At 72.4% G+C, this 25,340-nt stretch carries 24 protein-coding genes and 2 pseudogenes; 9 read left to right on the forward strand and 17 right to left on the reverse strand.

What is annotated here, in order from left to right; all coding sequences use genetic code 11:
• Positions 1 to 23: 23 nt before the first annotated feature.
• Positions 24 to 1,397 (forward strand): outer membrane protein assembly factor BamB family protein, encoded by a 1,374-nt coding sequence (locus ACYVAQ_RS12760; protein ID WP_460790046.1) that lies wholly within the window; start codon positions 24 to 26, stop codon positions 1,395 to 1,397.
• A gap of 199 nt (positions 1,398 to 1,596) precedes the next feature.
• Here ACYVAQ_RS12760 and ACYVAQ_RS12765 read toward each other — a convergent pair whose 3' ends face one another.
• From ACYVAQ_RS12765 to ACYVAQ_RS12795, 7 genes are all read right to left on the reverse strand, one after another.
• Complete coding sequence (locus ACYVAQ_RS12765; protein WP_460790049.1) at positions 1,597 to 2,283, reverse strand: metal-dependent transcriptional regulator; 687 nt, start codon at positions 2,281 to 2,283, stop codon at positions 1,597 to 1,599.
• Between the two features lie 59 nt (positions 2,284 to 2,342).
• On the reverse strand, positions 2,343 to 2,786 hold the full coding sequence (locus tag ACYVAQ_RS12770) for a MarR family winged helix-turn-helix transcriptional regulator (RefSeq protein ID WP_460790051.1): 444 nt from the start codon (positions 2,784 to 2,786) through the stop codon (positions 2,343 to 2,345).
• Between the two features lie 206 nt (positions 2,787 to 2,992).
• Complete coding sequence (locus ACYVAQ_RS12775) at positions 2,993 to 3,484, reverse strand: MarR family winged helix-turn-helix transcriptional regulator (RefSeq protein WP_460790054.1); 492 nt, start codon at positions 3,482 to 3,484, stop codon at positions 2,993 to 2,995.
• A gap of 29 nt (positions 3,485 to 3,513) precedes the next feature.
• Positions 3,514 to 5,142: an MDR family MFS transporter gene (locus ACYVAQ_RS12780; protein WP_460790056.1), complete on the reverse strand. Its 1,629-nt coding sequence runs from the start codon at positions 5,140 to 5,142 to the stop codon at positions 3,514 to 3,516.
• A 186-nt stretch (positions 5,143 to 5,328) separates the two neighbouring features.
• Positions 5,329 to 7,311: an ABC transporter ATP-binding protein gene (locus tag ACYVAQ_RS12785; protein ID WP_460790058.1), complete on the reverse strand. Its 1,983-nt coding sequence runs from the start codon at positions 7,309 to 7,311 to the stop codon at positions 5,329 to 5,331.
• Complete coding sequence (locus ACYVAQ_RS12790) at positions 7,308 to 9,047, reverse strand: ABC transporter ATP-binding protein (RefSeq protein ID WP_460790060.1); 1,740 nt, start codon at positions 9,045 to 9,047, stop codon at positions 7,308 to 7,310. The genes ACYVAQ_RS12785 and ACYVAQ_RS12790 overlap by 4 nt, the downstream gene beginning before the upstream one ends.
• The gene (locus tag ACYVAQ_RS12795; protein ID WP_460790062.1) at positions 9,047 to 9,628 is read right to left on the reverse strand and encodes a TetR/AcrR family transcriptional regulator; all 582 of its coding nucleotides are present in this window, start codon (positions 9,626 to 9,628) and stop codon (positions 9,047 to 9,049) included. Before ACYVAQ_RS12795 ends, ACYVAQ_RS12790 begins: the two co-directional genes overlap by 1 nt.
• Before the next feature lie 146 nt (positions 9,629 to 9,774).
• On the opposite strand from ACYVAQ_RS12795, the gene ACYVAQ_RS12800 reads away from it, so the two are divergent.
• Complete coding sequence (locus ACYVAQ_RS12800) at positions 9,775 to 10,956, forward strand: serine/threonine-protein kinase (protein ID WP_460790064.1); 1,182 nt, start codon at positions 9,775 to 9,777, stop codon at positions 10,954 to 10,956.
• Here the strand turns inward: ACYVAQ_RS12800 and pdxH are convergent.
• The gene (pdxH, locus tag ACYVAQ_RS12805; RefSeq protein ID WP_460790066.1) at positions 10,908 to 11,576 is read right to left on the reverse strand and encodes a pyridoxamine 5'-phosphate oxidase; all 669 of its coding nucleotides are present in this window, start codon (positions 11,574 to 11,576) and stop codon (positions 10,908 to 10,910) included. The genes ACYVAQ_RS12800 and pdxH overlap by 49 nt on opposite strands.
• A gap of 119 nt (positions 11,577 to 11,695) precedes the next feature.
• On the opposite strand from pdxH, the gene ACYVAQ_RS12810 reads away from it, so the two are divergent.
• Positions 11,696 to 12,799, forward strand: a complete 1,104-nt coding sequence (locus ACYVAQ_RS12810) for a citrate synthase 2 (RefSeq protein WP_460790068.1) — start codon at positions 11,696 to 11,698, stop codon at positions 12,797 to 12,799.
• Positions 12,800 to 12,803: 4 nt separating this feature from the next.
• Here the strand turns inward: ACYVAQ_RS12810 and ACYVAQ_RS12815 are convergent, their stop codons facing one another.
• Positions 12,804 to 13,445: a FadR/GntR family transcriptional regulator gene (locus ACYVAQ_RS12815; RefSeq protein ID WP_460790071.1), complete on the reverse strand. Its 642-nt coding sequence runs from the start codon at positions 13,443 to 13,445 to the stop codon at positions 12,804 to 12,806.
• Between the two features lie 48 nt (positions 13,446 to 13,493).
• Here ACYVAQ_RS12815 and ACYVAQ_RS12820 point away from each other — a divergent pair, with 48 nt between their 5' ends.
• Positions 13,494 to 14,696: an MFS transporter gene (locus tag ACYVAQ_RS12820; RefSeq protein ID WP_460790073.1), complete on the forward strand. Its 1,203-nt coding sequence runs from the start codon at positions 13,494 to 13,496 to the stop codon at positions 14,694 to 14,696.
• On the opposite strand, the gene ACYVAQ_RS12825 is transcribed toward ACYVAQ_RS12820, so the two are convergent.
• Positions 14,693 to 15,169, reverse strand: a complete 477-nt coding sequence (locus ACYVAQ_RS12825; RefSeq protein ID WP_460790076.1) for a GNAT family N-acetyltransferase — start codon at positions 15,167 to 15,169, stop codon at positions 14,693 to 14,695. The two genes, ACYVAQ_RS12820 and ACYVAQ_RS12825, sit on opposite strands and share 4 nt — an antisense overlap.
• Positions 15,162 to 15,569 carry a zinc ribbon domain-containing protein gene (locus tag ACYVAQ_RS12830; RefSeq protein WP_460790078.1) on the reverse strand — a complete coding sequence of 136 codons (408 nt, stop codon included), beginning with the start codon at positions 15,567 to 15,569 and terminating at the stop codon, positions 15,162 to 15,164. Before ACYVAQ_RS12830 ends, ACYVAQ_RS12825 begins: the two co-directional genes overlap by 8 nt.
• Positions 15,570 to 15,670: 101 nt before the next feature.
• On the opposite strand from ACYVAQ_RS12830, the gene serC reads away from it, so the two are divergent.
• Together serC and ACYVAQ_RS12840 are read left to right on the forward strand one after the other, a co-directional pair.
• A complete protein-coding gene (gene serC / locus ACYVAQ_RS12835; protein ID WP_460790080.1) occupies positions 15,671 to 16,789 on the forward strand; it encodes a phosphoserine transaminase in 1,119 nt (372 codons plus the stop codon).
• A gap of 14 nt (positions 16,790 to 16,803) precedes the next feature.
• Positions 16,804 to 17,688, forward strand: coding sequence for an alpha/beta hydrolase (locus tag ACYVAQ_RS12840; RefSeq protein ID WP_460790082.1), 885 nt, complete (start codon positions 16,804 to 16,806; stop codon positions 17,686 to 17,688).
• A gap of 198 nt (positions 17,689 to 17,886) precedes the next feature.
• On the opposite strand, the gene ACYVAQ_RS12845 is transcribed toward ACYVAQ_RS12840, so the two are convergent.
• From ACYVAQ_RS12845 to ACYVAQ_RS12870, 6 genes and pseudogenes are all read right to left on the reverse strand, one after another.
• Positions 17,887 to 18,102: an HNH endonuclease signature motif containing protein gene (locus tag ACYVAQ_RS12845; RefSeq protein ID WP_460790084.1), complete on the reverse strand. Its 216-nt coding sequence runs from the start codon at positions 18,100 to 18,102 to the stop codon at positions 17,887 to 17,889.
• Positions 18,103 to 18,231: 129 nt separating this feature from the next.
• A complete protein-coding gene (locus ACYVAQ_RS12850) occupies positions 18,232 to 18,786 on the reverse strand; it encodes a DUF222 domain-containing protein (protein WP_460790088.1) in 555 nt (184 codons plus the stop codon).
• 360 nt (positions 18,787 to 19,146) lie between these two features.
• The gene (locus ACYVAQ_RS12855; RefSeq protein WP_460790216.1) at positions 19,147 to 19,437 is read right to left on the reverse strand and encodes a DUF1905 domain-containing protein; all 291 of its coding nucleotides are present in this window, start codon (positions 19,435 to 19,437) and stop codon (positions 19,147 to 19,149) included.
• Between the two features lie 7 nt (positions 19,438 to 19,444).
• Entirely contained in the window at positions 19,445 to 19,765 is a 321-nt protein-coding gene (locus ACYVAQ_RS12860; protein WP_460790090.1) for a hypothetical protein, read from the reverse strand.
• Positions 19,766 to 19,937: 172 nt separating this feature from the next.
• A pseudogene (locus ACYVAQ_RS12865) lies at positions 19,938 to 20,063 on the reverse strand (DNA topoisomerase IB); the annotation flags it as partial.
• A gap of 238 nt (positions 20,064 to 20,301) precedes the next feature.
• Positions 20,302 to 20,574, reverse strand: a pseudogene (locus tag ACYVAQ_RS12870) (hypothetical protein); the annotation flags it as partial.
• Between ACYVAQ_RS12870 and ACYVAQ_RS12875 the strand changes: the two are divergent.
• The 3 genes from ACYVAQ_RS12875 to ACYVAQ_RS12885 are packed head-to-tail and all read left to right on the forward strand — an operon-like array spanning position 20,557 to position 25,294.
• Complete coding sequence (locus ACYVAQ_RS12875) at positions 20,557 to 22,305, forward strand: fibronectin type III domain-containing protein (RefSeq protein WP_460790092.1); 1,749 nt, start codon at positions 20,557 to 20,559, stop codon at positions 22,303 to 22,305. The pseudogene ACYVAQ_RS12870 and the gene ACYVAQ_RS12875 sit on opposite strands and share 18 nt — an antisense overlap.
• A gap of 50 nt (positions 22,306 to 22,355) precedes the next feature.
• Entirely contained in the window at positions 22,356 to 24,848 is a 2,493-nt protein-coding gene (locus tag ACYVAQ_RS12880) for a helix-turn-helix transcriptional regulator (RefSeq protein WP_460790095.1), read from the forward strand.
• Positions 24,849 to 24,850: 2 nt separating this feature from the next.
• Positions 24,851 to 25,294, forward strand: a complete 444-nt coding sequence (locus tag ACYVAQ_RS12885; protein WP_460790097.1) for a helix-turn-helix transcriptional regulator — start codon at positions 24,851 to 24,853, stop codon at positions 25,292 to 25,294.
• The last annotated feature ends 46 nt before the right edge of the window (positions 25,295 to 25,340 follow it).

Consider the following 25,340-nt stretch of genomic DNA (forward strand, 5'->3'; position numbering starts at 1 on the left):
GCGGATCGGGCATAGCCTGAGGCATGGCCCTCCGCTCCCTCGGAAACGCCCTGCTCGCCACCACGCTCGCGCTCGCGGCCTGCGCCGGGACGGGGTCACCGAGCCCCGCCGCGCCCGCGCCCTCACCTGGCCGCGCGGCCCCCGTGACGGCGTGGTGGGGCTACCACGGCGGCGGCGCCCACCGCGGGGTCTCGACCACGATGCCGCCGGCCGGTCCGCTGACCGTGGTCGTGCGCCGCCGGCTGGACGGGGCCGTGTACGGATCGCCGATCGTCGCCGAGGGCGTGGTCGTCGCCGCCACCGAGAACGACTCCGTCTACGGCATGGCGCCCGGCGGCCGCGTGCTCTGGCGCCGGCACCTCGGTACGCCGGTCCGCACCTCCCAGCTGCCCTGCGGCAACATCGACCCGCTCGGCATCACCGGATCGCCCGTCTACAGCCCGGGCACCGGAGCGGCGTACGTCGTCACCGAGACCCCCACCAGCACCGGCGGGGTGCGGCACACCCTGGTCTCGCTGGACGTCGGTTCGGGTGCCGTCAACTGGCGGCGCGGCGTCGACTACCCCGGCGTGGAGACGCGCGCGATGCAGCAGCGGGGCGCGCTGACGGTCGCGGGCGGGCGGGTGTGGGTGCCCTTCGGCGGGCTCGCGGGTGACTGCGCGGGCTACCGGGGCCGCCTGGTCGGCGTACCCCTGGACGGGCGGGGCACCGCCGTCCGCTACACGGTGCCGACGACCCGCGAGGGCGGGATGTGGCAGACGTCCGGCCCGGCCGTCGACTCCCGCGGCCACCTGCTCGCCGCGGTCGGCAACGGCGCGGCAGGCCCCGGCGACCCGTACGACCACAGCGACTCGATCCTCAAGCTCGACACCTCGGCACGCCTGCTCGGGTTCTTCGCGCCGCGCGGCTGGGCGCAGGACAACGCGGGCGACGTGGACCTCGGCTCGATCGGACCGGCCCTGGTCGGCACGACGTGGCTGGTCCAGGGCGGCAAGTCGGACCGGGTCTACGTCCTGCGCCAGGACCGCCTCGGCGGCATCGGCGGCCAGGTGTCGTCGCTGTCCGTCGCCCCGTCCTTCGGAGGTACGGCGGTCAGCGGCTCCACCGTCTACCTGCCGTGCGTCGACGGCCTGCGCGCCCTGCGCGTGGACAGCACCGGCCACCTGCACGTGCGGTGGCGGGCGGCGTCCTCGATCATCGGCTCGCCCGTCGTCGGCGGCGGCCGTGTCTGGTCCCTCGACCCCTCCGGCGGCGTGCTGCACGCGCTCGACCCCGCCACCGGCCGTTCCCGCGGTCGCGTGTCGGTCGGAGCAACCAGCCGCTTCGCCACACCCGCCCTCTCCGGCGACCGGGTCATCGTCCCGACCCTGACCGGCATCACGATCGTGAAGGAGTGACCCGCCCGAAGCGGCCGAAGGCTTGCCGCCATGCCAAGGCGGGACCTACGGAGGGCAACTGCGCGCGCGGCAGCGCGGCGCCGCCGGCGCCGGTTGCGAGGTGCGCGGCACGAGTCGACGGAGGGAGCGCCAGCGACCGGAGGAGCCGAGGGACGCAAACCGAGCAAGGCGCCGATCAGCGGCGACGCGCTCGCGCCATTCAGAGCACCTTGACGAAGATGTGGTCGGCGGCCTCGGGGAAGATCTCCGCGGTCTCCCCGCCCGCCCCGACCAGCACACCGTCCTGGGTGGCCTGGATGGTGATCGTCTTGTCGGGCAGCGCCCCGACCCGGCGCATGGCGCTCATCAGCGCCTCGTCCTTCTGCATCTCCTCGGAGATGCGCCGGACGAGGGCGCGGGCGGTGTCGGCGCCGGCGGCCTTGGACAGCGGGACGACGTCGGCCATGAAGCTCTCGGCGACCTTGTCCTGGCCGAGCTCGGCCAGGCCCGGGATCGGGTTGCCGTACGGCGACTCCACGGGGTTGCCGAGCAGCTCGAGGAGCCGGCGCTCGACGTTCTCCGACATGACGTGCTCCCAGCGGCACGCCTCCTCGTGGACCAGCTCCCAGTCCAGGCCGATCACGTCGGTGAGCAGCCGCTCCGCGAGGCGGTGCTTGCGCATGACGCGGACCGCGAGGTGGCGGCCCTCCTCGGTGAGCTCCAGGTGCCGGTCGCCCTCGACGGTGAGCAGCCCATCGCGCTCCATCCGGGCGACCGTCTGCGACACCGTCGGCCCGCTCTGGTGCAGCCGCTCGGCGATCCGGGCGCGCAGCGGGACGATGCCCTCCTCGATGAGCTCGTAGATGGTGCGGAGGTACATCTCGGTGGTGTCGATCAGGTCGCTCACCCGGACATTCTCCCCCGCGGGTAGCGGCGAGGGCGAACTGTCCGCCGATCAGCCCGCGATCACCAGTCGCTGAGGGCTGCGTTGTAGCGCGCCAGCGCCGAGGCCAGCCCGGTGAGGTCCTCGGTGGACCAGTCCTGCATCTTCTCGGAGAACTGGTCGCGGCGTACGGCGGCGACCTGGTCGAGCTGGGTGCGGCCGTGCTCGGTCGCGGTCAGCAGGATGGCCCGGCCGTCCTGCGGGTCGGGCTGGCGCGCGACCAGGTCGAGGTCGATGAGCTGCTGGACGTGCCGGCTGATCGAGCCCTTGTCGATGGCGAAGACCTCACCGATGTCGGTCGCGCGGACCGGGCCGTTGGACCGCACGTAGCCGAGGATCAGGTAGGAGCCGGCCTGCAGGTCCGGGTGCAGCATCCGGGCGCGCTCCGCCACGACCCGGCGCGCCCTCCCGAGCAATGCGCCGATCTCACTCTCGAGCGCCCCCAGCGCCTCGTCCCGCTTGTTCATCGCCTCGAACCGTAGCGCCTCCGCGAAATGCGGACGACCCGCAGGCGTGGTCCATGAGACCTGGCCGGAGGACGATCCGGGGCGCCTGCGGGTCGGGTGACTGCGGTGGTTTCGCCAGCAGCCGAACTGCTGGGCTGCTTAGCGCGCAGCCACCTCACGCGTCCGATGGGAACTCATTCCTCGGATCACCTCCTTTCCCGTGTGCGTCAACGGTAGGTCGTACCGGGCGCGCTCACAACGGGATTCTCGGTGACCTCGGCGAGTGCCTGGTTGTAGCGGGCGAGCCGGTCGGCGAGGTCGTCGAGGTCATCGACGCTCCACTCGGCCAGCCGGTCGCACAGCCCGCGCGCCTCGCGGTCGTCGACCTCGGCGAGCCGGAGCCGTGCCGCGGCGGTCACGCTCACCAGCGTCGCGCGCCCGTCGCACGGGTCGGGGGTCCGCTCGACGAGGCCGAGGTCCTCCAGGTGCTGGAGCTGCCGGCTCAGCGCGCCCTTGTCGCTGCCGAGCGCCTCCACGATGGCCGAGGCGCGCAGGGCCTCGCGGCCGGCCAGCCACCCGAGCAGCAGGTACGACGCCCCCTGCAGCGCCGGGTGCACGGCGTGAGCCCGCGTGCCGATGACCCGCTTGGCGCGGTGCACCACGGCACGCACCTCCTCCTGCACCCGGCCGACCGCCGCCTCGCGGGTCTCGTCGCTCATCGCTCGCTCACCGCCCACTGACCGGCCACTCAGCGCCGGGCGAGCTCGGCGACCTCGAGCTCGGCCGCGAGGTCGAGCGCGGTCTCCGGCTCCTCGAGCGTGTCGAGGGTGGTGCGCAGGCTCTTCTCCTTGATGAAGAGGACCGCGACCAGCGCCAGCACCGCGCACGGCACGGTGAACAGGAAGATGTGGCCGGTGGCGTCACCGAAGGCCGCCTCGAAGAGGCTCCGCAGCGGCGCCGGCAGCGCGCCGACCGCCGGGACGTCTCCGCCCGCGAGCGCCGATGCCTGGGCGGGCGTGACCTGCCCACCGGCGATCAGCTGGGCGACCCCGGTCTGCACCTGGTCGCCGACCCGGTGGGACAGGACCGCACCGAACGCGCTGACACCGACCGCGCCCCCGAGGGTCCGGAAGAAGGTGACGAGCGAGCTGCCCGCGCCGATGTTGGCCTGGTCGACGTTGTTCTGGACGGCGAGGATCAGGTTCTGCTGGGTCGCACCGAGGCCCGCGCCGAACACGAACATGAACAGCCCGATCACCCACATCGGGGTGGCGTGGTCGATCGTGGCGAGCAGGGCCGCGCCGATGACGACGGCGACCATGCCACCGACGAGCCAGGCCTTCCAGCGCCCGGTGGCGCTGATGACGCGACCCGACAGGATGCTCACGATCATCAGGCCCATCACCATCGACAGCGACATCAATCCGGCGGCGGTGGGCGACATGCCCCGGGCGTTCTGGAAGTACTCCGAGAGGTACGTCGTCCCGGTCAGCATCGCCACGCCGACGAGGATCGACGCGACGACGGCCAGCGTGATCGTGCGGTCCTTGAACAGCCGCAGCGGGATGATCGGCTCGGCGGCGACCCGGGCCTCGACGTACAGCGCCGCGGCGAGCAGGACGGCGGCGCCACCGAGCATGAGTGCGGTCGTCCCGGACCACCAGCCGAAGTAGCCCGCCGTACCGGCGAGGGAGACCCAGATCAGGACGACGCTGACGCCGCCCATGAGCAGGACCGAGCCGGCGTAGTCGACCTTGACCTCGCGCTTGACGGTCGGCAGGTGCAGCTTCAGTTGGAGCACCACGAAGGCGAGGATCGCGAACGGGAGGCTCACGTAGAAGCAGCCCCGCCAGCCCAGCGGGCTGTCGACGATCACGCCGCCGACGAGGGGGCCGATCAGGGTGGCGAGGCCGAAGGAGGCTCCGATGTAGCCGGAGTAGCGACCACGCTCCCGCGGGGACACCAGCGAGGCGATGATGATCTGGATCAGGGCGAGCACGCCGCCCACGCCGAGGCCGGTGATGACGCGCGCCCCGATCAGCCACCCCATCGAGGGAGCGAGACCGGCCAGCGCGGAGCCGCCGAGGTAGACCACGAGGGACAGCTGCATGAGCAGCTTCTTCGGGAACAGGTCGGCGAGCTTGCCCCAGATCGGCGTGGTCGCCGTCATCGCGAGCATCGTCGCGACCAGGACCCAGGTGTAGCCGGTCTGGGTACCGTGCAGGTCGTTGACGATCCGCGGCAGGGCGTTGGTGACGACGGTGCTGGACAGGATCGCGACGAACATCGCGATGAGGAGGCCGCTCATGGCCTCCAGCACCTCGCGGTGGGTCATCTGGCCGCTGGACTCGACCGCCGCGGACTCGGGGTGGGACATCTGCTTCGCCTCGTTCAAAGATTGGTTGATGGCAGCAACCTTATCTCAAATAGTTGCTATCCGCAACCAACGTGGCGCGAACCACATCTGCCCCGCGGGACGGGCAGTTCCTGCACTTGATGGGTGTTGCAACGCCCGCCCGGTGCAGGAATCACCGGTCGACCGGTGATTCCTGCACCCCGTCGCTCAGGCCACCGCAGCCGCGAACTGCGCCGCGTGCAGTCGCGCGAACGGCCCGTCCGCGGCCAGCAGCTCCGCGTGCGACCCCTGCTCCACGATCCGCCCGTCCTCCATCACCAGGATCAGGTCGGCGTCACGGATGGTGGAGAGCCGGTGGGCGATGACGAACGAGGTGCGATCGGTCCGCAGCACCGCCATCGCGTGCTGCAGCAGCAGCTCGGTGCGGGTGTCGACCGACGAGGTCGCCTCGTCCAGGATGAGCAGCGCCGGCTGCGCGAGGAACGCCCGGGCGATCGTCAGCAGCTGCCGCTCCCCCGCCGACAGGTTCGCGCCGTCGTCCTCGAGCATCGTGTCGTAGCCGTCGGGCAGGGAGTGCACGAAGCGGTCGACGTACGTCGCCCTGGCGGCAGCCAGGATCTCCTCCTCCGTGGCGTCGGGGCGGCCGTAGCGGATGTTGTCGCGGATGGTGCCCTCGAACAGCCAGGTGTCCTGCAGCACCATGCCGATCCGGCTGCGCAGGTCCGCCCGGCTCATCGCGGTGATGTCGACGCCGTCCAGGGTGATCCGGCCGGAGTCGAGCTCGTAGAACCGCATGATCAGGTTGACCAGCGTGGTCTTGCCGGCACCGGTCGGGCCGACGATCGCGACCATCTGCCCGGGCTCGGCCACCAGCGAGAGGTCCTCGATGAGGGGCTTGGCGGGGTCGTAGGAGAAGGACACGTCCTCGAACGCGACCCGGCCACGCGTGCTGCCGTTCAGCCCGCTCGCGCCGGCCACGACGGTATCCGGCGTCTGCTCCTCGGCGTCCAGCAGCTCGTAGACCCGCTCGGCCGAGGCGACCCCGGACTGCAGCAGGTTCGCCATCGACGCGATCTGGGTGAGCGGTTGGGTGAACTGGCGGGAGTACTGGATGAACGCCTGCACGTCGCCCAGTGACAGCGACCCGTGCGCGACCCGGAGACCACCGACAACGGCGATCACGACGTAGTTCAGGTTCCCGACCAGCATCATCACCGGCATGATCAGGCCGCTGACGAACTGCGCGCGCCACGCGGACTCGTAGAGCGAGCCGTTGTGCTCGGCGAAGGTCGCCTCGACCTCGGCCCGGCGGCCGAAGACCGACACCAGGGCGTGCCCGGAGATGGCCTCCTCGATCTGGGCGTTGAGCTTGCCGGTCTGCCGCCACTGGTTGATGAACTGCGACTGCGAGCGCTTCATGATCCGCGCGGTCACGAACATCGAGATCGGCACCGTCACCAGTGCGATCAGCGCCAGCACCCAGCTGATCCAGATCATCATCGACAGCACCGCGACCACCGACAGCAGCGAGGACAGCAGCTGGCTCATGGTCTGCTGCATGCTCTGCGCGAGGTTGTCGATGTCGTTGGTGATCCGGCTCAGCAGCTCACCGCGCGGCTGTCGGTCGAAGTAGGCCAGCGGCAGCCGGTTGACCTTGTCCTCGACGTCGGAGCGCATCCGGCGGATCGAGCGCTGCACGATCCGGTTGACCAGGAAGCCCTGGCCCCAGGCGAGCACCGAGCCGACGACGTACACCGCCAGGACGAGCAGGAGGATGTGCCCGACGGCGGCGAAGTCGATGCCGACGCCCGGGATCACGTCCATGCCGCGGAGCATGTCGGCGAAGGAGCTGTTGCCCGAGGCCTCGGCCGCCGCGATCGCCTGGTCCTTGGTCGCGAAGTGCGACAGGCCCGGCTGCGTGCCGATGAAGCCCGCGAACACCTTGTCCGTGGCGTGGCCCAGCAGCCGCGGGCCGAAGGCCATCAGGACGGTCGACCCGATGGCGAGCAGGAGTACGCCGTACAGCATCCCCCGCTCCGGGGCGAGCTCGCGGAGCAGCCGCTTGGCGGAGGCCTTGAAGTTGTCGGCCTTCTGGCCGACCATCCCGCCGCCCATCGGCCCCCGGCCGGGGCCGGGACCCGCGACGACCCGTTCGGTCGTCTTCATCTGGTTCTGCTTCGCCCCGCTCATGCCGCCACCTCGTCGTCGCCGATCCCCTGGCTCGCCGCGATCTCCTGGTACGTCGGGCTGCTCGCCATCAGCTCGTCGTGGGTGCCGCGCCCCACGACCTCGCCGTCGTCGAGGACGAGGATCAGGTCGGCGTCACGGATGGTCGCGATCCGCTGGGCCACGATCACCACGGTGGAGTCGCGGGTCTCCGGCTTGAGCGCGGCGCGGAGCCGGGCGTCGGTGGCCAGGTCGAGCGCCGAGAACGCGTCGTCGAAGAGGTAGATCTCGGGGCGGCGTACCAACGCGCGGGCGATGGCGAGGCGCTGCCGCTGACCGCCGGACACGTTCGTGCCGCCCTGGGCGATCGGCGCGTCGAGCTGGTCGGGCATCGCGCGCACGAAGTCGGCGCCCTGGGCGATCTCGAGCGCCTCCCACAGCTCCTGGTCGGTCGCGTCCGGCTTGCCGTGCCGCAGGTTCGAGGCGACGGTGCCGGAGAACAGGAAGGCCCGCTGCGGGATCAGCCCCAGCTTCGACCAGAGCAGCTCCTCGTCGAGGTCGCGCACGTCGACGCCGTCGACGAGCACCCGGCCGTCGGTGGCGTCGAGGAGCCGCGGCACCAGGTTCACCAGCGTGGTCTTGCCGGCGCCCGTCGAGCCGATCACGGCAACCGTCTGGCCGGGTCGCGCGGAGAAGGTGACGTGCCGCAGCACCGGCTGCTCCGCACCGGGGTAGGTCAGCGAGACGTGGTCGAAGTCGAGGTGACCGGAGACGTCCACGGACGTGACCGGCTGGGCCGCCGGCACCACGGAGGAGTCGGTGGCGAGCACCCCACCGATGCGGTCGGCGCACACTGCCGAACGCGGCACCATCATCAGCATGAAGGTGCTCATCATCACCGACATGACGATCTGCATCAGGTAGGACAGGAAGGCGGTCATCGCGCCCGGCTCCATGGTGCCGGCGGCGATCCGGTGGCCGCCGAACCAGATCAGAGCGACGCTCGCGCCGTTGGCCACCAGCATCACGATGGGGAACATCGCAGCCATCCACGACCCCGCCTTGAGCGAGACGTCGGTGAGGGCGTCGTTGGCCTCCGCGAAGCGCCGCGTCTCGAGCGGCTCACGGACGAACGCCCGCACCACGCGGATGCCGGTGATCTGCTCGCGCAGCACCTTGTTCACGCCGTCGAGGCGCTCCTGGACCTTGCGGAAGTAGGGCACCATCCGGCTCACCACGATGCCGACGAGCACCGCCAGGGTCGGTACGACGGCGGCCACCAGCCAGGACATGCCGAAGTCGACGCGCATCGCCATGAAGATCGAGCCGATCATCATGATCGGGATCTGCACCGCCATCGTGCAGGTCATCATCGTGAGCATCTGGACCTGCTGGACGTCGTTGGTCGCGCGCGTGATCAGCGACGGCGCACCGAACGTGGTCACCTCGCGGCTGGAGAAGCGGCCGACGCGGTGGAACACCGCCGCGCGCAGGTCGCGCCCGAAGGCCATCGCGACGTGCGAGCCGAACCAGGCGGCGCTGATCGAGCAGACCGCCTGACCGAGCGAGATCGCGAGCATGACGGCGCCGCTCTGGATGACGTACGACGTGTCGCCCCGCACCACGCCCTTGTCGATGATGTCGGCGTTGAGCTTGGGCAGGTAGAGCATCGCGGCGGTGGAGCCGAACTGCAGCAGCACGATGGCGGTGAGCCAGCCCCGGTAGGGGCGCAGGTGCTCGCGCATGAGTCTCAGGAGCATCAGATTTCCTCCCTCGTCACGGCGCCGTACAGCACCGTGTCGACGATCTGCTCCGGCGTGAGGATCTCCCCGCCGGAGAACTTGGGGTGGCTGCCGGAGAAGGTGAGCATCCGGAGCAGGTGGACCAGCCGCATCGGCGGCAGCGTGAGCACGGCGGCGTCCTGCTCGACGACGGCGAGCATCGCGTCGAGGCTCGCCTGCACGCGTTTCTGGTGCGCGGCCGCGTCCGTCTGGTCCGGCGGCCCGACCATCCCGATCGCGTGCATGAGCGCGAACATCTCGATGAACCGGTCCTGCAGCACGGTGACCATCCGCACCGCCCGGTCGTGCAGCGGCAGGTCGCGCGGGATCCGCTCGAGCTGCTCGACCACGTGCCCCGACTCGAAGGCGCGGGCGATGGCCGCGTCGACCAGCTCCTCCTTGGAGTCGAAGACCCGGAAGATCGTCCCCTCCGCGACCCCGGCGGCCTCCGCGATCTGCTTGGTGGTCACCGCGCGTCCGTGGAGGCTGAGCAGCGGCACCGTCGCCTCGACGAGCGCAGCACGGCGCTCGTCGGGTGACATCGGGGCGGCACGGGCCATGCTCGCCACCCTAAATGAGTGAGCACTCACTCACAAGTGAATATCAGGGGTCGTCTGACGGCGCGTCTTTACCGTGGAACGATGGGAGCGATGGCGACTCGGCGCCGCAATCTCGAAGGTCGGCTCACCTGAGGAGACGTGGTCTGGTGCTGGGTTCGTTGCGCGCTCTGCTGGATGCGGAGGGGCCGCGCCTGCTGCCCGCGGACCGGGCGCTCGGCATCCTCGGCGCCCTCTCGGACACCGTGTTCCCGCTGCACGCCTCCGGTCAGGCACACGGCGGCATCAGCCCGGACAACGTCCTCGTCGACGGTGACACCGCGACGCTGGGCGACGGCGCGGACGGTACGCCGGACGACACCTTCCTGGCTCCCGAGATCCGTGCGGGTGGCGAGCCCTCCCCCGCCGCCGACGCGTACGCCTACGCCGCCCTGGCGCACCTGCTGCTGGCCGGCGACGCACCCGCGTTCGAGGGCGACGGGACCCCGCTGCCCGTGCCCGCGCGGCACCCCGGGTTCCCCGCGTTCGCGGGCGAGGCCATCGCGCGCGGCCTGCAGAAGGACCCCGCCGCCCGCCCCCTCCCCAAGGTGCTCTTCACCCTGCTGCGGGTGGTCCCGGTGGACCGCTGGCCCGCCTCGTCCCAGCCGGAGCCGGACCAGCCGGATCAGCCGGACCAGCCGGCTCCCGAGGCCGTCGACGCGCCGGCGACGGAGCCCGAGCAGCCGCCGGTCGTCGAGGAGGTCGCGCCCGCGCCCGTCGTCGAGGAGCCGGCCGCGGCCGTCAGCGACGAGGCACCCGACGCGGAGGTCGTGCCCGAGCCGTCGGCGGACCCGCTGGCGGACCCCCTCGACCAGCACGAGTGGCACGCCGCCATCGCGCCGGCACAGGACGTGCCGGCGATCGACTGGCGCCACGGCCAGGACCCGACCCGTCCGAGTGACGAGGTGCCGGCCATCGACTGGTCCCGCCTGCCCGAGCCGGAGCCCCTGACCGACACCCGCGAGCAGCCGGTCGTCCCCACCGACGACGCCACCTTCCTGCACGACTTCATGGACGCGCTGCGCGCGCCTGCGGAGGTCCCGTCCATCGAGCCGCTCGACCGGGCCATCCCCGAGGGCCAGCTGGAGCACCGGCCCGGTCGGCGCGTACGCCGCCGCCGCCACGAACGCTCACCCGAGCGGACGCAGAAGGTCGTCCTGGTGCTGATCCTGCTCGTGCTGATCGCGGTCGGCGCCGTGTGGGCGCTCACCCACAAGGACGGGCCGAGGTACGACCCGTCGCTTCAGGGCGCAAGCCTGTCCCTGGTCCAGCCCGCGCCGGCGCGCACGTAGCGCAGCCGGTCGTGCAGCCGGCCCTGCCGGCCCTGCCAGAACTCGAAGACCTCGGGCCGCACGCGGTAGCCGCCCCACCCCTCCGGCACCGGGACCTCGCCCTCCCCGAAGCGCTCCTCGGCCTCGGCGAGCCGACGCTCCAGGTCCTCGCGGCCCGCCACCACCTCGGACTGCGGCGACGCCCAGGCACCGAGCTGCGCCCCGCGCGGTCGCGTGGCGAAGTACGCCGCCACCTCGGCCTCGCTGAGCGGTACGGCGCGCCCCTCGACCCGGATCTGCCGCTCCAGCGGGTGCCACGGGAACAGCAGCGCGCACCGGTCATCGCCGGCCAGCGCGCGACCCTTGCGCGAGGTGGTGTTGGTGAACAGCGTGAACCCGTCGTCGGGCGGCTCGGGCGCGATCCCCTTGAGCAGCACCAGCCGGGCGGACGGGGTGCCGTCGGGGTCGACCGTCGCCAGCACCATCGCGTTGGGCTCGTGAATCCCGCCGACGGCGGCCTCGCCGTACCAGCGCTGCCACAGGGCCCAGGGATCGTCGCCGGCGTCCCGCTCGGACAGCCCGCGCTCGCCGTACTCGGTGCGCAGGGCCGCCAGGTGCTGGGCAGCGGAGGATGCGTCCATGCCCCCAAGGTAGACGCGGCCTACTGCGCGGTAGGCGGGTGCGGCAGAATGCCGAAGGCTGCGGGGGCGGCACCGACTCGCCCGCGGACCAGACCTAGTCCACCGACGAAGGAGTCCCGATGACCGAGGTTCACCACGGACTGGAAGGCGTCGTCGCCTTCGAGACGCAGATCGCGGAGCCGGACAAGGAAGGCTCGGCGCTGCGCTACCGCGGTGTCGACATCGAGGACCTCGTCGGCCGGGTGCCGTTCGAGAACGTCTGGGGCCTGCTCATCGACGGCAGCTACACGCCCGGGCTCCCGCCCGCGGAGGCGTTCAACCTCCCCGTGCACACCGGCGACGTCCGCGTCGACCTGCAGTCCGCGATCGCCATGCTCGCGCCGGCGTTCGGCTTCAAGCAGACCTACGACTCGACCGCCGAGGAGACGCGCGCCGACCTCGCCCGCGCGGCCGTCATGGTGCTCTCGTACGCCGGCCAGTCGGCCCGCGACATCCACCAGCCGATCGTGCCGCAGCGCGAGGTCGACAAGGGCCAGACGCTGGCCGAGAAGTTCCTCATCCGCTGGCGCGGCGAGGCCGACCCGAAGCACGCGCACGCGATCGACGCCTACTGGTCCTCGGCCGCCGAGCACGGCATGAACGCCTCGACCTTCACCGCCCGTGTCATCACCTCGACCGGTGCCGACGTCGCGGCCGCGCTCTCCGGCGCGATCGGCGCGATGTCGGGCCCGCTGCACGGCGGCGCCCCGTCCCGCGTCCTCGGCATGATCGAGGAGGTCGAGAAGTCCGGCGACGCCCGCGCGTACGTGAAGAACCTGCTCGACTCCGGCGAGCGGCTGATGGGCTTCGGCCACCGCGTCTACCGCGCCGAGGACCCGCGTGCCCGGGTGCTGCGTCGCACCGCCCGCGAGCTCGGCGCCGAGCGCTACGAGGTCGCGGAGGCGCTCGAGCAGGCCGCGCTGGCCGAGCTGCGCGAGCGCCGGCCCGACCGGGTCCTGGAGACCAACGTGGAGTTCTGGGCCGCGATCGTCCTGGACTTCGCGGACATCCCGGCGCACATGTTCACCTCGATGTTCACCTGCGCCCGCACCGGTGGCTGGTCGGCGCACATCCTGGAGCAGAAGGAGACGGGTCGCCTGATCCGGCCCTCCGCGATCTACACCGGCCCCGCCACCCGCCCCGCCGACTCGGTCGAGGGCTGGAACGCCGCCTGGGCCCAGTAGGGGCTCAGTAGGACACGTGGTCGAGCAGCAGACCCGCGGCCGCTGAGGCGGCCGCGGGGTCGCCGGCCCGGATGGCGGCCGCGACCGCCGCGTGCTCGGCGAAGAGGTCGTCGCCCGCATCGGGGTCGATGCTGGCGGCGACCGTGTCGACCAGGCCCTGGTAGAGCTCGCTGAGCAGCGGGTTGTGGGCGGCCTCGACGACCGCCACGTGGAACTCGATGTCGACCCGGACGAAGTCCGCGCCCGTGACCTGGGTCCGCCGCGCGAGGATCTCGTCCATCGCCGCCAGGTCCGCGTCGGTACGACGCTGCGCGGCCAACCCCGCCGCCCGGACCTCGATCGTGTGCCGGACCTCGAGCAGGTGGGCGATCTCGACCCGGTCGAGCTGGCGCCGCATCAGGGCCTGCACCTCGGTGGTGGCGACGACATAGGTGCCGTCGCCGCGACGTACCTGCAGCAGGCCGAGATGGGCGAGCGCCTTGACGGCCTCGCGGACCGTGTTGCGACTGACCCCGAGGGCGGCGGCCAACGCCGGCTCGGGCGGGATGCGAGTGCCGACGACCCACTCGCCGCTGTCGAGCAGGCCGCGCATGCCGTCAATCGCCTGGTCGACGAGCGAGGCCGTGGCCGCAGGAGCAAGGGGCATCGGGCTCTCCATTTCATCCAATCATCCGATGTCTGGCATCCTAGAGCCGTGACGACGTCGACTCCAACCGCCCCGCCGACCGACCGCGGATCCGCACGCGTCCGGGCCGGGGCCGGCATGACGGCCGCCGTGCTGCTGATCGCCCTCAACCTCCGCCTCGCCGTGACGAGCGTCGGCGCGCTCATGGACCGCCTCGGCGACCAGGGCGTCTCGACCGCCACCCAGAGCGTCCTCACCTCCCTGCCCGTGCTGTGCTTCGCGGTCGTCGGCGCCACCGCGCTCGGCGTGACCCGACGGCTCGGGATCCACCGCGGCCTGGAGATCTCGCTGGTCGTGCTCGCCCTCGGCCTGGTCCTGCGCGTCCTGGACGGCACGCCGGCGCTGATCCTCGGCACCCTGGTCGCCTGTGCCGGCATCGCGCTGGCCAACGTCCTCATCCCGGCGGTCGTCAAGGAGCACTTCCCCGACCGCGTCGGCGTCATGACCGGCGCCTACAGCGGGGTCCTCTCGATCGGCTCCGCGCTCGGCGCCGCCGTCACCGTCCCGATCGCGGACGCCGGCGGCAGCTGGCGGATCGGCCTCGGCGCGTGGGCGCTCGTCGCCGTCGCGGCGGCGGTCGTGTGGGCGCCGTACTGCCGCGGTCGCGACCACACGCGCTCCACCGAGCGGGGAGCGTCGCTGTGGCGCAACCCGACCGCGTGGGCGGTCACGGTGCTGTTCGCGACGCAGTCCACCTATGCCTACGTGATGATGAGCTGGCTGCCGAGCATGTACGCCGCCGCCGGGTTCAGCGAGCAGAAGTCCGGCCTGCTGCTGGCCGTGAGCATCCTCATCGGCGTCCCGTTCTTCATGCTCGCACCCACCGTCGCGGGCCGGATCGGGCACCAGGGTCACCTCGTGGCGGCCCTGACCGCGGTCATGGCGGCGGGGTTCGCCGGCATGTGGCTCGCGCCTGCCGAGGGCGCCTGGCTGTGGGCCGCGCTGCTCGGCGCGGGCGGTGCGGTGTTCCCCGTGACGCTGTCCTTCTTCGGGCTGCGCACCGCCACCGCCGCTGACACCGCCGCGCTGTCGACGATGGCGCAGAGCGTGGGCTACCTGCTGGCCGCGAGCGGCCCGTTCCTCGTCGGCATGCTGCACGACGTGAGCGGCAGCTGGTCGCTCCCGTGTGCGCTGCTGGTCGGCCTCGGCCTGGTGCAGGCGACCGCGGGCTACTTCGCCGGGCGCCCGGTCACCATCGGCGCCGAGAGCTAGAGACGCTTGCCGAACGCACGCAGCGTCGGGTACTCCGCGTAGTGCCCGAAGCCCGGGATCGCGACGTAGCCACAGGCCTCGTAGAGCGCGATCGCCTCGGGCTGCAGCGGTCCGGTGCTCAGCACCGCCACGTCGTGCCCGGCCGCGGCGGCGGTGCGCTCGAGCGCAGCCAGGACCTGCCGGGAGAAGCCGGTACGACGCGCCTCGGGGATGACGTACATGCGCTTGATCTCCACCGCGCTCGACCCGCCGAGCTCGCGGTTCTCCGAGACCCGCCACGCTCCCGTCGCGACGGGTACGCCGTCGGCGTACCCGACCAGGAAGAGGCCGCCGGGCGGGTCGAACTCGGTCGGGTCCACCCGGCTCTCGTCGGGTGATCCGTAGCGGTCGACGTACTCCTGCTGGACGCGCGCGACGAGCATGACCGCGTCGGGGTGCGCGTAGCCGGTGACGCGCAGCTCGAGCTCAGGCAAGCGTCGCGCCGCAGTTGTCGCAGAACTTCGCGGTGGCGTCGTTGCGGGTGCCGCAACCCCGGCAGAACGGGCCCTCGGCGGCCACGCCGAGGTTGCCCAGACCCTTGCCGGCCGTCAGGAACTCCAGGCCGTCCTTGGCGACCGGGGCGACCTCGCCGGCGGCGTACCGGAGACCGACTCCCAGGAAGCCGGCCCGCGCCATGCCCATGCCGACGGCGAACAGGACGAAACCGCCCATGAACATGCCCATCTGCGAGAGCGGGGCGGAGTCTCCGTCGTAGTGGGCGAAGGAGATGAACCCGCTGATGCACACCACGAGGCCGACCACCGCCAGGATCGGACCGAGGATCCGGAAGGTGGTGCGGACGCTGGTCTGGTTGCTGAGGCCCGGGTTGCTCATGGCTTCTCCTGGAGAGAGGGGGTGTCGGCGAGGATATGCCCGTCCCGTCCGGCGTTCAGACCTGGTCGCCGGAACGATTTTCGGGCTGTCAGACTGGGCCCGTGACCGAGATCCAGATCCCTGCAGAGCTCAAGCCCGTCGACGGCCGGTTCGGTGCGGGTCCGTCCAAGATCCAGACCAGCCACCTCGACGCGCTCGCCGCGACCGGCGACCGGCTGATGGGCACCTCGCACCGCCAGGCACCGGTGAAGAACACCGTGGGCCGGGTGCGCGAGGGCCTCGCCGCGCTCTTCGACCTGCCCGAGGGCTACGAGGTCGTCATCGGCAACGGTGGCGCCACGGCGTTCTGGGACATCGCCGCGTTCGGCCTGATCGAGAAGAAGTCGCAGCACCTCACCTTCGGTGAGTTCTCGTCGAAGTTCGCGAGCTCCGTCAAGGCCGCTCCGTGGCTGGACGCCCCCTCGGTCATCTCCTCGGACCCGGGCTCGCGGCCCGACGCGGTCGCCGAGGCCGGCGTCGACGTCTACGGCTGGGCGCACAACGAGACCTCGACCGCCGTGATGGCGCCGGTGGTCCGGCCCGCCGGTGCGAACGAGGGCGCGCTGGTCCTCATCGACGCGACGTCGGGCGCCGGCGGCCTGCCGGTCGACCTCACCGAGGCCGACGTCTACTACTTCGCGCCGCAGAAGTGCTTCGCCTCCGACGGCGGCATCTGGTTCGGCCTGTTCAGCCCGGCGGCGATCGAGCGCGCCGAGCGGATCGCCGCCTCCGACCGGTACGTCCCGCCGTTCTTCGACCTGAAGACCGCGATCGACAACAGCCGGCTCAACCAGACCTACAACACGCCGTCGGTCGGCACGCTGTTCCTGATGGCCGAGCAGCTGGACTGGATGAACGCCAACGGCAACCTGGCCGGCATGGTCAAGCGGACCACGGAGTCGTCCAACGCGCTGTACGGCTGGGCCGAGCGGACGTCGTACACCACGCCGTACGTCACTGACCCGAGCCACCGCTCCCTCGTCATCGGCACCATCGACTTCGACGACTCCATCGACGCGGCGCAGGTCGCGAAGGTGCTGCGCGCGAACGGCATCGTCGACACCGAGCCGTACCGCAAGCTCGGTCGCAACCAGCTGCGCATCGCCATGTACCCGGCGATCGACCCGTCCGACGTCGAGCAGCTCACGAAGTCGATCGACTACGTCGTGGGCGCTCTCTGACCTAGCCTTCGGGCATGCCGCTCTCCCGCCGTTCCCTGTTGACGGCGGGAGGCGCCTTTTTGGGGGCAGGTACGGCGGCCACCGCGGTCGGCATCCAGACCGAGGTGCTCCCCGGCCGCTCGTGGGTCTACCAGCACCTCGGGATCAACGGTGCGACCGGCGCAGTGCCCGACGTGGAGATCGGGCCGGTGGTGAGCGGTTCGTTCGCCTCGGCCGCCCGCGGCGTCGACGTGGGCTGGTCGATCGCCCACCCGCCGCACATGGCCGACCGGCGGCTGCCCGTGGTCGTGGCGCTGCACGGCCGCGGCGAGAGCCACACCAACGGCATGTCGCGCGACCACGAGGCGCTTCCGTGGTTCCTCGCGGCGGGCGTCGCCGCCGGCGTACCTCCCTTCGCCATCGCCACCGTCGACGGCAGCGAGACGTACTGGCACGACCGCGCCTCGGGCGACCGGGCGGGCACGATGGTCGTCTCCGAGCTCCTGCCGCTGCTGGCGAAGCGCGGGCTCGACACCTCGCGGATCGGGTTCATCGGCTGGTCGATGGGCGGCTTCGGCGCCCTCCACTTCGCGATGCAGCTCGGCGCCGCCCGCGTGGCTGCGGCCTGCGCGCTCAGCCCGGCGATCTGGCCGTCGTACGACGTCACCACGCCCGGCTCCTTCGACGACGAGGCCGACTTCGACGCCAACACGCCCTTCGGCCGCCAGCCCCAGCTGGACGGCATCCCGGTCCGCATCGACTGCGGCGACAGCGACCCCTTCTACTCCAACGTCAAGGCCTACCGCGAGGGCTTCACGACCGCGCCGGCCGGCGGGTTCGCGCTGGGTGCCCACAACTCCAAGTACTGGCGGCGGGTCCTGCCCGCCCACATCGCCCTGCTGGGCGCCTCCCTCGCCTGAGCCCCCTCTCGGGCCGGTCGTTGGTTGAGTAGCCGCGAGCGCCAGCGAGCGGCATATCGAAACCAACGCCACGGTGGTCGAGGAGGTTGCGCAGCAACCATCACGAGACCCGGCGACATGCTCTCGGGGCCGGTCGGTGGTGGTCGCGCCGCTACCGACTATGGGTCACCCGACCCATAGCCCGTAGGCGCCCGACCCTCACGTCCTGCGGTGGAACCGGACGTCGCCCGAGGCCAGCTTGGTCATCGTGTACCGGGTGTCGTGCGCCCGATGATGGTGGTGCGAGCAGAGCAGCACGCCGTCGGCGAGGTCTGTTCTGCCGCCTTCGGACCACGGCTTCAGATGGTGCGCCTCAGTCCAGGCCGCTGGAATCGAGCAGCCCTCCGCGCGGCAGCGTTTGTCCCGCAGACACATGGCCTTGCGCTGATGGGGCGCATACCGGCGTCGACCGCGATCGAGTCGGGGACCAGGGCGGTGATCTTCGTGGTGCCGTCGCCACGACGTTGGAGCTTCACGCTGCACTTGTCGCGGACTGCTTGTTCCTCACGTTCGAGTGCTTTGCCGAGCTCGGCCTCGGCGATGTCGGGGGCGACGACTTCGAGGATCTTGGTTCCGAGGACCCGCAGGTCGCGGAGGGTCGTAGGTCTGGGCGAGCTTGAGGAGGTGCTTCTCGGCTCGGGTGCGGGTGAGGTCGTCGACCTCGTCCGAGAGCTTGTCGATCGCGCGGATGATCACCCGCGCCTGCGCCGGGTTCACCTGGCCGGTGCGCATCGCGGCCGCGGTCAACGGATGGGCGACGAGATCTCCGGCGAGGTGGAGGTCGGCGCGCGCGGCCTGGGCGGTCACCCGTGCGGCGTGGGCGTACCAGGTCCCGGCGTCGCGGGCGGCGTGCTCCTCGGCGACATCCGATGCGTTGGCGAGGAGCCGCAGCTCGAGCTCGGCGGTCTCGGCCTTGACCCGGGCGAGGGTCAGGAGGACTTCTTCCTTGTCGCGGGTGCGCAGGTAGTCGACGGGCATCTCCGCGACCGAGCTCAGGGCCTTCTCGAGGTCTCGTGCGCAGGCAAGGATCGGGTGGCAGAGCACCTGTTCCACGGTCATCGAGACTCCCGAGATAGAGCTTGATCAACTACCTCGATGATACCAAGAATCGAACAGATTATCGAGCGTTTTCACGAGTATCTTCGCAGGTCAGGGCATGTTTGGTGGCGGCCGCGAAGCGGCGGCGCGGGCGAAGCCCGTGCCGACTCCGCGCCGTACCAGCCGACCGGTAAGGACCCGCAGTCAAGGATCGCGAAGCGACCGCGTAGCGGCGCCGAAGGCGTCCTTGACGGCGGGGACCGGTCGGCTACGGTGCGGCCGCCACCGACCGACCCCGAAGGAAGCAAGGGTTGGTTTCGACACGCCGCTCGCTGGCGCTCGCTGCTACTCAACCAACGACCAGGCAGCTGGCGCTCGCGGCTACTCGACCAACGACAAGCTCACCCGGCACGAGTCCCCCTCCCCCACCCCGTTCGCCACCCGCACCGCCTTCTTCACGGGCAGCACGTAGGTCTTCTCCTCGGCGCTGGGGAAGACGGACGTGCGCCAGGTGACCGGCCCGATGGCGACCTCCACCCGCACGCTGCCGAAGCCCTTGCCGGGCGCAGCGACGTCGGAGATCTCGTCGGCGACGTCGAAGGGCAGGCTCACGAAGAACCAGCTCTCCTGCGCCTTCCAGCGCCACAGTTCGGCCTCGAACTCCCAGGTCACGCACCGATCATCCCGCGAGCAGCCGCAACGTGGCGCGTTCGAGTGCCTCCTGCCGCTCGTCGGGGCCGGCGAAGCGACGACGCACGGCTGCCCGGATCGTGCGGCCCTCCTCGTAGGCGTCGACCACCCGGGGATCGACGTACGCCGATCGGGCCAGTGCCGGTGTGTTGCCGAGGTAGTCGGCCACCTCCCGCATGGCGGCCGCGATCGCGCGCCGCGCGGCCACCTTGCCCGACGACGCGTCCGGCGCCTCGGCGAGCGCAGCCGCGGCGAGGACGGTGCCGTGCCACGTGCGGAAGTCCTTGGCGCTGGCCTCGGCACCGACCACCGACCGCAGGTAGTCGTTGACGTCGACCGGTGTGAGTGACTGCCAGGTCCGGCCGTCGCGCCAGGCAAGCAGCGCCGGGGTCGGCCGCCCGGCGCCGGCGCATCCTCTCGACCTCCTCCACCACCGCGGGGTCGTCGATCTCCACGTGGTGCTCCACCCCGGACTTCCCGGTGAGGTCGAACTCGAGCACCCCGCCGCGCCGTCGTACGTGCCGACGCTCGAGCGTCGTGAGGCCGAAGGAGCCATTCTCGGCGGCGTAGACGTCGCTCCCGATCCGGAAGCAGCCCAGGTCGAGCATCCCGCACGGCCACCGCGCACGCGGCAGCCGAATCCAAAGTCCCCGACCCGAGGTCCTCGCGCACCCGCTCCCGCAGCCGAGGCAGCCGCCGGCCGAAGCGCACGACGCGTTCGTGCTTCTCCGCGGACCGCTGCTCGACCCAGCGCGGGTGGTAGAGGTACTGGCGCCGACCCGCGTCGTCGACGCCGACGGCCTGCAGGTGGCCGTTGGGGTGCGGGCAGATCCAGACCTCGCGCCAGGCGGGCGGGATCACGAGCGACCGGCACCGCTCGGCGTCCTCGCCCGAGAGCCGCGAGCCCTCCTCGTCGAGGAACACGAACCCAGCGCCGCAGCGACGGCGGGTCCACCCCGGCTGCTGCGGCGACGTACGACGAAGACGACCCGGCACGCGACGCCAGTACCCAACCGAACGTGGCGCAACTTCGGGATGTACGCCGCCGCGCCCGCTGCGAGCCTCGAAGCACCCTCCCTCCCGACCCTCCCGGAGTCCCTCATGCGTGTGCGCCACCACCTCCCGCTCCTGCTCAGCCCCGTGCTCGCTCCCCTCCTCGCCCTCGCCGGTACGACGGTCACGGCGGCCTCCGCCTCCGCGACCACCGCCCTCGACGGCACCGTGCTCTACCACCTCGGCGACGACGTCTACGCCACCAACGGCACGAGCACCCGCCGGCTCACCACCGACGGCTCGACGCCGGCCGCCGACGGCACAGGCAGCACCGGCTACCTCTACCCCAGCGAGTCCGACGACGGCTCGGTCGTCGTGGTCGCGCGCAACCAGGACAAGGTCAACGCGAGCGACGGCCAGCACTACCTGCGCGGCTTCCTGTGGGTGCTCAACGCCTACGGCCACGTGGTCCGCAAGATCAACCCGCCGCAGTACGCCTACAACGGCGGCAGCCTCTGCGGCATGCCCGCCAACGCGCCCCAGGGCATCGCCAACGCCCACGTCTCCCCCGACGGCAGGCACATCGCCTACACGATCACCGCGCTGATCGAGGTGTACGGGTTCGGCGGCTGCTACGTCGACACCGCCTACCGCACGACCGTGGTGAACATCGACGGCAGCAACCCCGTGCCCGTCGACGACGGCAGCGGGACCGCGACCATGAACGAGTCGCTCGACGTCGGCCAGTGGGCGGGCAGCTCGACGCTGCTCGTCGACCGCGGCGACTTCGGCTCGGTCGAGGCCTACCGCGCCTCGCTGCCGAACCTGTCCGGCACGGCCTGGTTCGGTCCGTCCAGCTACATCGACACGGCCTACCTGCAGCCCGCGTACCGCAACGGGATCGTCACGACGATCGGGCTCTCCGAGTCCGCGTCCTCCAACGTGGTCCGCGTGTGGACGGCGAGCAGCGTGACCGGCACGCCGGCGTACCGCTGCGAGCACGCGAGCCCGGTCGACACCTCCGACGGCCTGTACGACCCGAGCCTGTCCCCCGACGGCTCGCACGCGACCTTCGAGGACACCGACAGCGGCGGCGGGATCAGCAAGGCCGGCCAGGGCGTGTACGTCCTCGACACCCAGACCTGCGCGGCGACGCTGCTCGTCGCCGGCGCCGACGACGCGTTCTGGAGCCCCGCACCCATCGACCCGCCCGCCGACACCACCCCGCCCTCGGTCACGGTGACCGCTCCGACCAACCCCGCGACGGTCGCCACCTCGACGGTCGTGCGCTGGCAGGGCAGCGACGCCGGGACCGGCGTGGCGTCGTACCAGCTGCAGGCGAGCACGGGTGGCGCCTGGGCGAACCTCGGGGCGGCCGCAGGACCGGGCACCACGTCGGCGACCGTCACCGGGCTCACTCCCGGCCGCACGACCTGCTTCCGGGTCGTGGCCACCGACGCCGCGTCCAACACCGCCACGTCCCCGACGCGCTGCACCGCGGTCCCGTTCGACGACCGCTCCCTCAGCGCGTCCCGCGGGTGGCGCAGGATCACCGGTGGCGGCTACTTCCTCGGTACGGCGACCAGCACGACCACCCGCGGAGCCACGCTCTCCCACGGCGCCGTCGCCGTCGACCGGGTCGGCGTCGTCGCCACCACCTGCCCCTCCTGCGGCACCCTCGGCGTGTACGTCGCAGGGCGGCTGGTCGGCCGCGTCAGCCTGGCCTCGAGCGGCACGCACAACCGCGTCGTCAAGCTCCTGCCCCGCTTCGCATCCCGCTCGGCGGCCGTCTCGGTCCGGGTGCTCAGCTCGGGCCGCCCGGTGGTCGTGGACGGCCTCGTGGCCGGTCAGGACTGATCTCCACCGAACCACCCACGCCACGGCACGGCGCGTGACATGATCGCGCCGTGCTGGTGGGACGGACCACCGAGCTGCACCGCCTCCACGAGGCGCTGTCCCGGGACCACCCCGTCGCAGTCGTCGGTGAGGCGGGCATCGGCAAGACGACGTTGCTGCGGGCCGCGGCCGAGAGGACCGGCCGCCCGGTCCGCGAGGGCGGCGCGCTCTCGACGCTGTCCTGGATGGAGTACCTGCCCCTCGAGCGGGCGCTCGGGAGCCCGCTCGTCGGCGGCGACCCGACCGCGGTGGCGCTCGACGTCGAGGCGACCGTCGGTGACGGCGTCCTGCTGCTCGACGACCTGCAGTGGGCCGCCGCCGCGACCGTCGAGGTGGTCGAGCTCCTGGCCGGTCGCGTGGCGATGCTCGCCGGTGTGCGGTCCGGGGACCCCGGCACGGATGGCGTGCTCGAGCGGCTCGCGGGAGCCGGCTTCGAGGTCGTCGAGCTGGGCGGCCTGACCCCGGACGACGCGGCCGCGGTGGCCCTCGACGTGCATCCCGACCTGGGCGCCGCCACGATCGCCCGGCTCACCGAGCGGACCGGTGGCAACCCGCTGCTGCTGCGCGAACTGGCTGCCACGGGCGAGGCCTCCCCGTCCCTGCGGCTCGCGATCGGAGCGCGGTTGCGGGCACTCGACGAGGTCGCCCGCGAGACGTTCGGGCTGCTGGCCCTCGCCGGGCGGCCGCTGCCCGCCGACGCCTTCGACCCGCTCGGCGCCAAGGCCCTGCTCGCCGCCGACCTCGCCGTCACGACGCCGGACGGCCAGCTCCAGGTACGGCACGCGCTGCTCGGCGAGGTCGCCGTCGACGAGCTCGCGGACGAGCGACGACGTGCCCTGCACTCCACGCTCGCGCGCCTCACCGACGACCCGGGCGACGCCGCGCGCCACCACAGGTGGGCCGGCGAGACCGCGTCGGCGTACGACGCCGCGGTGCGTGCCGCCGCGGAGGCAACCCGCCCCGGCGAGCGGGCCAGCCACCTCGCCGTGGCGGCGTCGTGCGCGAGCGGCCCCGACGCCCACGCCCTGCGGCTGCAGGCCGCCGCGGCGCTGGAGGAGGTCCACGACTGGCCGGCCCTGCAGGCGGTCCTGGCCGAGCTGGCGAGCGGACCGCCCGACGTACGCGCCCGGGCCGCGCTGCTGCGGGCCCGGGCCGCGTGGCGGGCCGGTGACGCCGACGGGCTGCGGACCGCGATCTCACAGGGCCTCGCCGAGGTCACCCCCGGCACCGAGGCCGAGCTCGAGCTGCGCATCGAGGCCTGCCGGATCCCGCTGTTCGTCGAGAGCGACGCGGAGGAGGCTCTGCGGCAGACCGCGGCGGCGCTGGTCGACGCACGCGCCGCTGGCGTCGACGTGCCCCGCGCGCTGTACCTGCACGGCACGGCCCTCTACATCGCCGAGCGCCCCGACGAGGGCGCCGCCGAGCTGGCCGAGGCGCTCGCCGCGGCCCGCGACGCGGGCGACGTCAGCGTCGAGCTGCCGGCCGCCAACAACCTGGTCGCGCTGCACGAGTCGATGGGCGACCCGGCGGTGGCCCGCGAGCTCGCGGCGGCGTACGTCGACCGCACGCGCACCCTCGGCCTCGGCGTGTGGGAGCGCAGCTTCCGGATCGCGCGCAGCAACCTGGACTTCCACGCCGGCGACTACCCGGCCGTGCTCGCCGCGGCCGACGAGCTGCTCGCCCTGCCGCTCGAGGAGCGCAGCCGTGACGCCCTCGTCGAGCAGCAGTGCCTGGCGCTGATCGACCTCGGCCGGATCGACGAGGCCCTGCGTCGCCTCGACGCCGCCCCGACCCGGCCGGGCGACCAGTGGTGGGAGCGCGGCGCGCGCTGGGTGCGCTGCCAGGCGGCGCTGTGGGGCGGCCGGCCCGCGCTCGCCCTGGAGCTCTCGGAGCAGATGCTGCAGGGACCTGCCGGCGACCTCAACAACGCCTTCGCGCACTGCTCGCGCGCGTGGGCGCTGCTCGACCTCGACCGCCACCCCGGCCCGCCCGTGACCACGGACTACCCCGGCATGCTGGGTGCGGTCGTGCACGAGGTCGCGGGGGTGGTCGCACTCGCGGAGAGGCGGTACGACGACGCGGTCGACTCCTTCGACACCGCGACCCGCACCTGGGCCGGCTACCACCGGCGCGGTGAGCTGCGCTGCCGCGCGGCGGCGGGCGAGGCCGCGCGCCGGGCCGGGCACGCCGACGCCGTCGAGCGCCTGGTGGCGGCCGAGGAGCAGGTGGTCGCGGCCGGCATGCTGCCGCTGCTGGGTCGAGTCCACCGCTCGTTGCGCGCCGCCGGCGTACGTCGCAGCGCGCCGCGGGCGCACGAGTGCGCGGCCCTGCTCTCCGCCCGCGAGCAGGAGGTGCTGAGGCTGGTGGCGGACGGGCTCACGAACGCCGAGATCGCCGCCCGGCTGGGCGTCTCGCGGCACACGGTCGTCTCCCAGGTCGCGTCGGCGTCGATGAAGCTCGGCGCGAGCAACCGCACCCAGGCCGCGGCGATGGCGGTGGGCTGAACATGCGCTGCGCGGTGATCGAGGAGGCCGACGCGTCGGTGGCGACCGGCTGGGCCGCGCGCCTGGGCGGAGAGGTACGCCGCGTCACCGACCTGGCCACCGCCGCCGACGCCGTCCTCGCGGCGGTCGGCGGTACGCCGGTGGTGGTGCTCGCCGACGCCCCGCGCGAGGTGATCGACCGGCTCTGCGACGACCTGCGCCGGATCGGCGAGGTCGAGCACCTGATCGCCCCACCGGCCGAGCCGACCCTGTCCGCGACCGAGCGCGAGCTGCTCGGCGCGCTCCTGGCGGGCTGCTCGCTCGGCGAGGCGGCACAGGCCCTGCACCTGTCTCGGCGTACCGCCGACCGCCGGCTCGCCACCGCCCGCCGAGCCCTCGGCGTCACGACCACCCCCGCGGCCGTCCGCCGGGCGGCCGAGCTCGGGATCCCGGCCCTGCGCCCCTGAGGGGAAACACAGGGTTGGCGCAACTGAGGGATGTCGCGCCGGCGCC

This window comes from Nocardioides maradonensis (genome assembly GCF_054777115.1).

Bases quoted from the DNA above. Each gene is read 5' to 3' on its own strand.
- ACYVAQ_RS12775 (WP_460790054.1), bottom strand. From the start codon at position 3,484: ATGAGCGACGAGACCCGCGAGGCGGCGGTCGGCCGGGTGCAGGAGGAG.
- ACYVAQ_RS12885 (WP_460790097.1), top strand. From the start codon at position 24,851: ATGCGCTGCGCGGTGATCGAGGAGGCCGACGCGTCGGTGGCGACCGGC.
- ACYVAQ_RS12850 (WP_460790088.1), bottom strand. From the start codon at position 18,786: ATGACCGTGGAACAGGTGCTCTGCCACCCGATCCTTGCCTGCGCACGA.
- ACYVAQ_RS12810 (WP_460790068.1), top strand. From the start codon at position 11,696: ATGACCGAGGTTCACCACGGACTGGAAGGCGTCGTCGCCTTCGAGACG.
- ACYVAQ_RS12830 (WP_460790078.1), bottom strand. From the start codon at position 15,569: ATGAGCAACCCGGGCCTCAGCAACCAGACCAGCGTCCGCACCACCTTC.
- ACYVAQ_RS12845 (WP_460790084.1), bottom strand. From the start codon at position 18,102: ATGTGTCTGCGGGACAAACGCTGCCGCGCGGAGGGCTGCTCGATTCCA.
- ACYVAQ_RS12770 (WP_460790051.1), bottom strand. From the start codon at position 2,786: ATGAACAAGCGGGACGAGGCGCTGGGGGCGCTCGAGAGTGAGATCGGC.
- pdxH (WP_460790066.1), bottom strand. From the start codon at position 11,576: ATGGACGCATCCTCCGCTGCCCAGCACCTGGCGGCCCTGCGCACCGAG.
- ACYVAQ_RS12785 (WP_460790058.1), bottom strand. From the start codon at position 7,311: ATGAGCGGGGCGAAGCAGAACCAGATGAAGACGACCGAACGGGTCGTC.
- ACYVAQ_RS12875 (WP_460790092.1), top strand. From the start codon at position 20,557: ATGCGTGTGCGCCACCACCTCCCGCTCCTGCTCAGCCCCGTGCTCGCT.
- ACYVAQ_RS12790 (WP_460790060.1), bottom strand. From the start codon at position 9,047: ATGCTCCTGAGACTCATGCGCGAGCACCTGCGCCCCTACCGGGGCTGG.
- ACYVAQ_RS12815 (WP_460790071.1), bottom strand. From the start codon at position 13,445: ATGCCCCTTGCTCCTGCGGCCACGGCCTCGCTCGTCGACCAGGCGATT.
- ACYVAQ_RS12760 (WP_460790046.1), top strand. From the start codon at position 24: ATGGCCCTCCGCTCCCTCGGAAACGCCCTGCTCGCCACCACGCTCGCG.
- ACYVAQ_RS12840 (WP_460790082.1), top strand. From the start codon at position 16,804: ATGCCGCTCTCCCGCCGTTCCCTGTTGACGGCGGGAGGCGCCTTTTTG.
- ACYVAQ_RS12780 (WP_460790056.1), bottom strand. From the start codon at position 5,142: ATGTCCCACCCCGAGTCCGCGGCGGTCGAGTCCAGCGGCCAGATGACC.
- ACYVAQ_RS12795 (WP_460790062.1), bottom strand. From the start codon at position 9,628: ATGGCCCGTGCCGCCCCGATGTCACCCGACGAGCGCCGTGCTGCGCTC.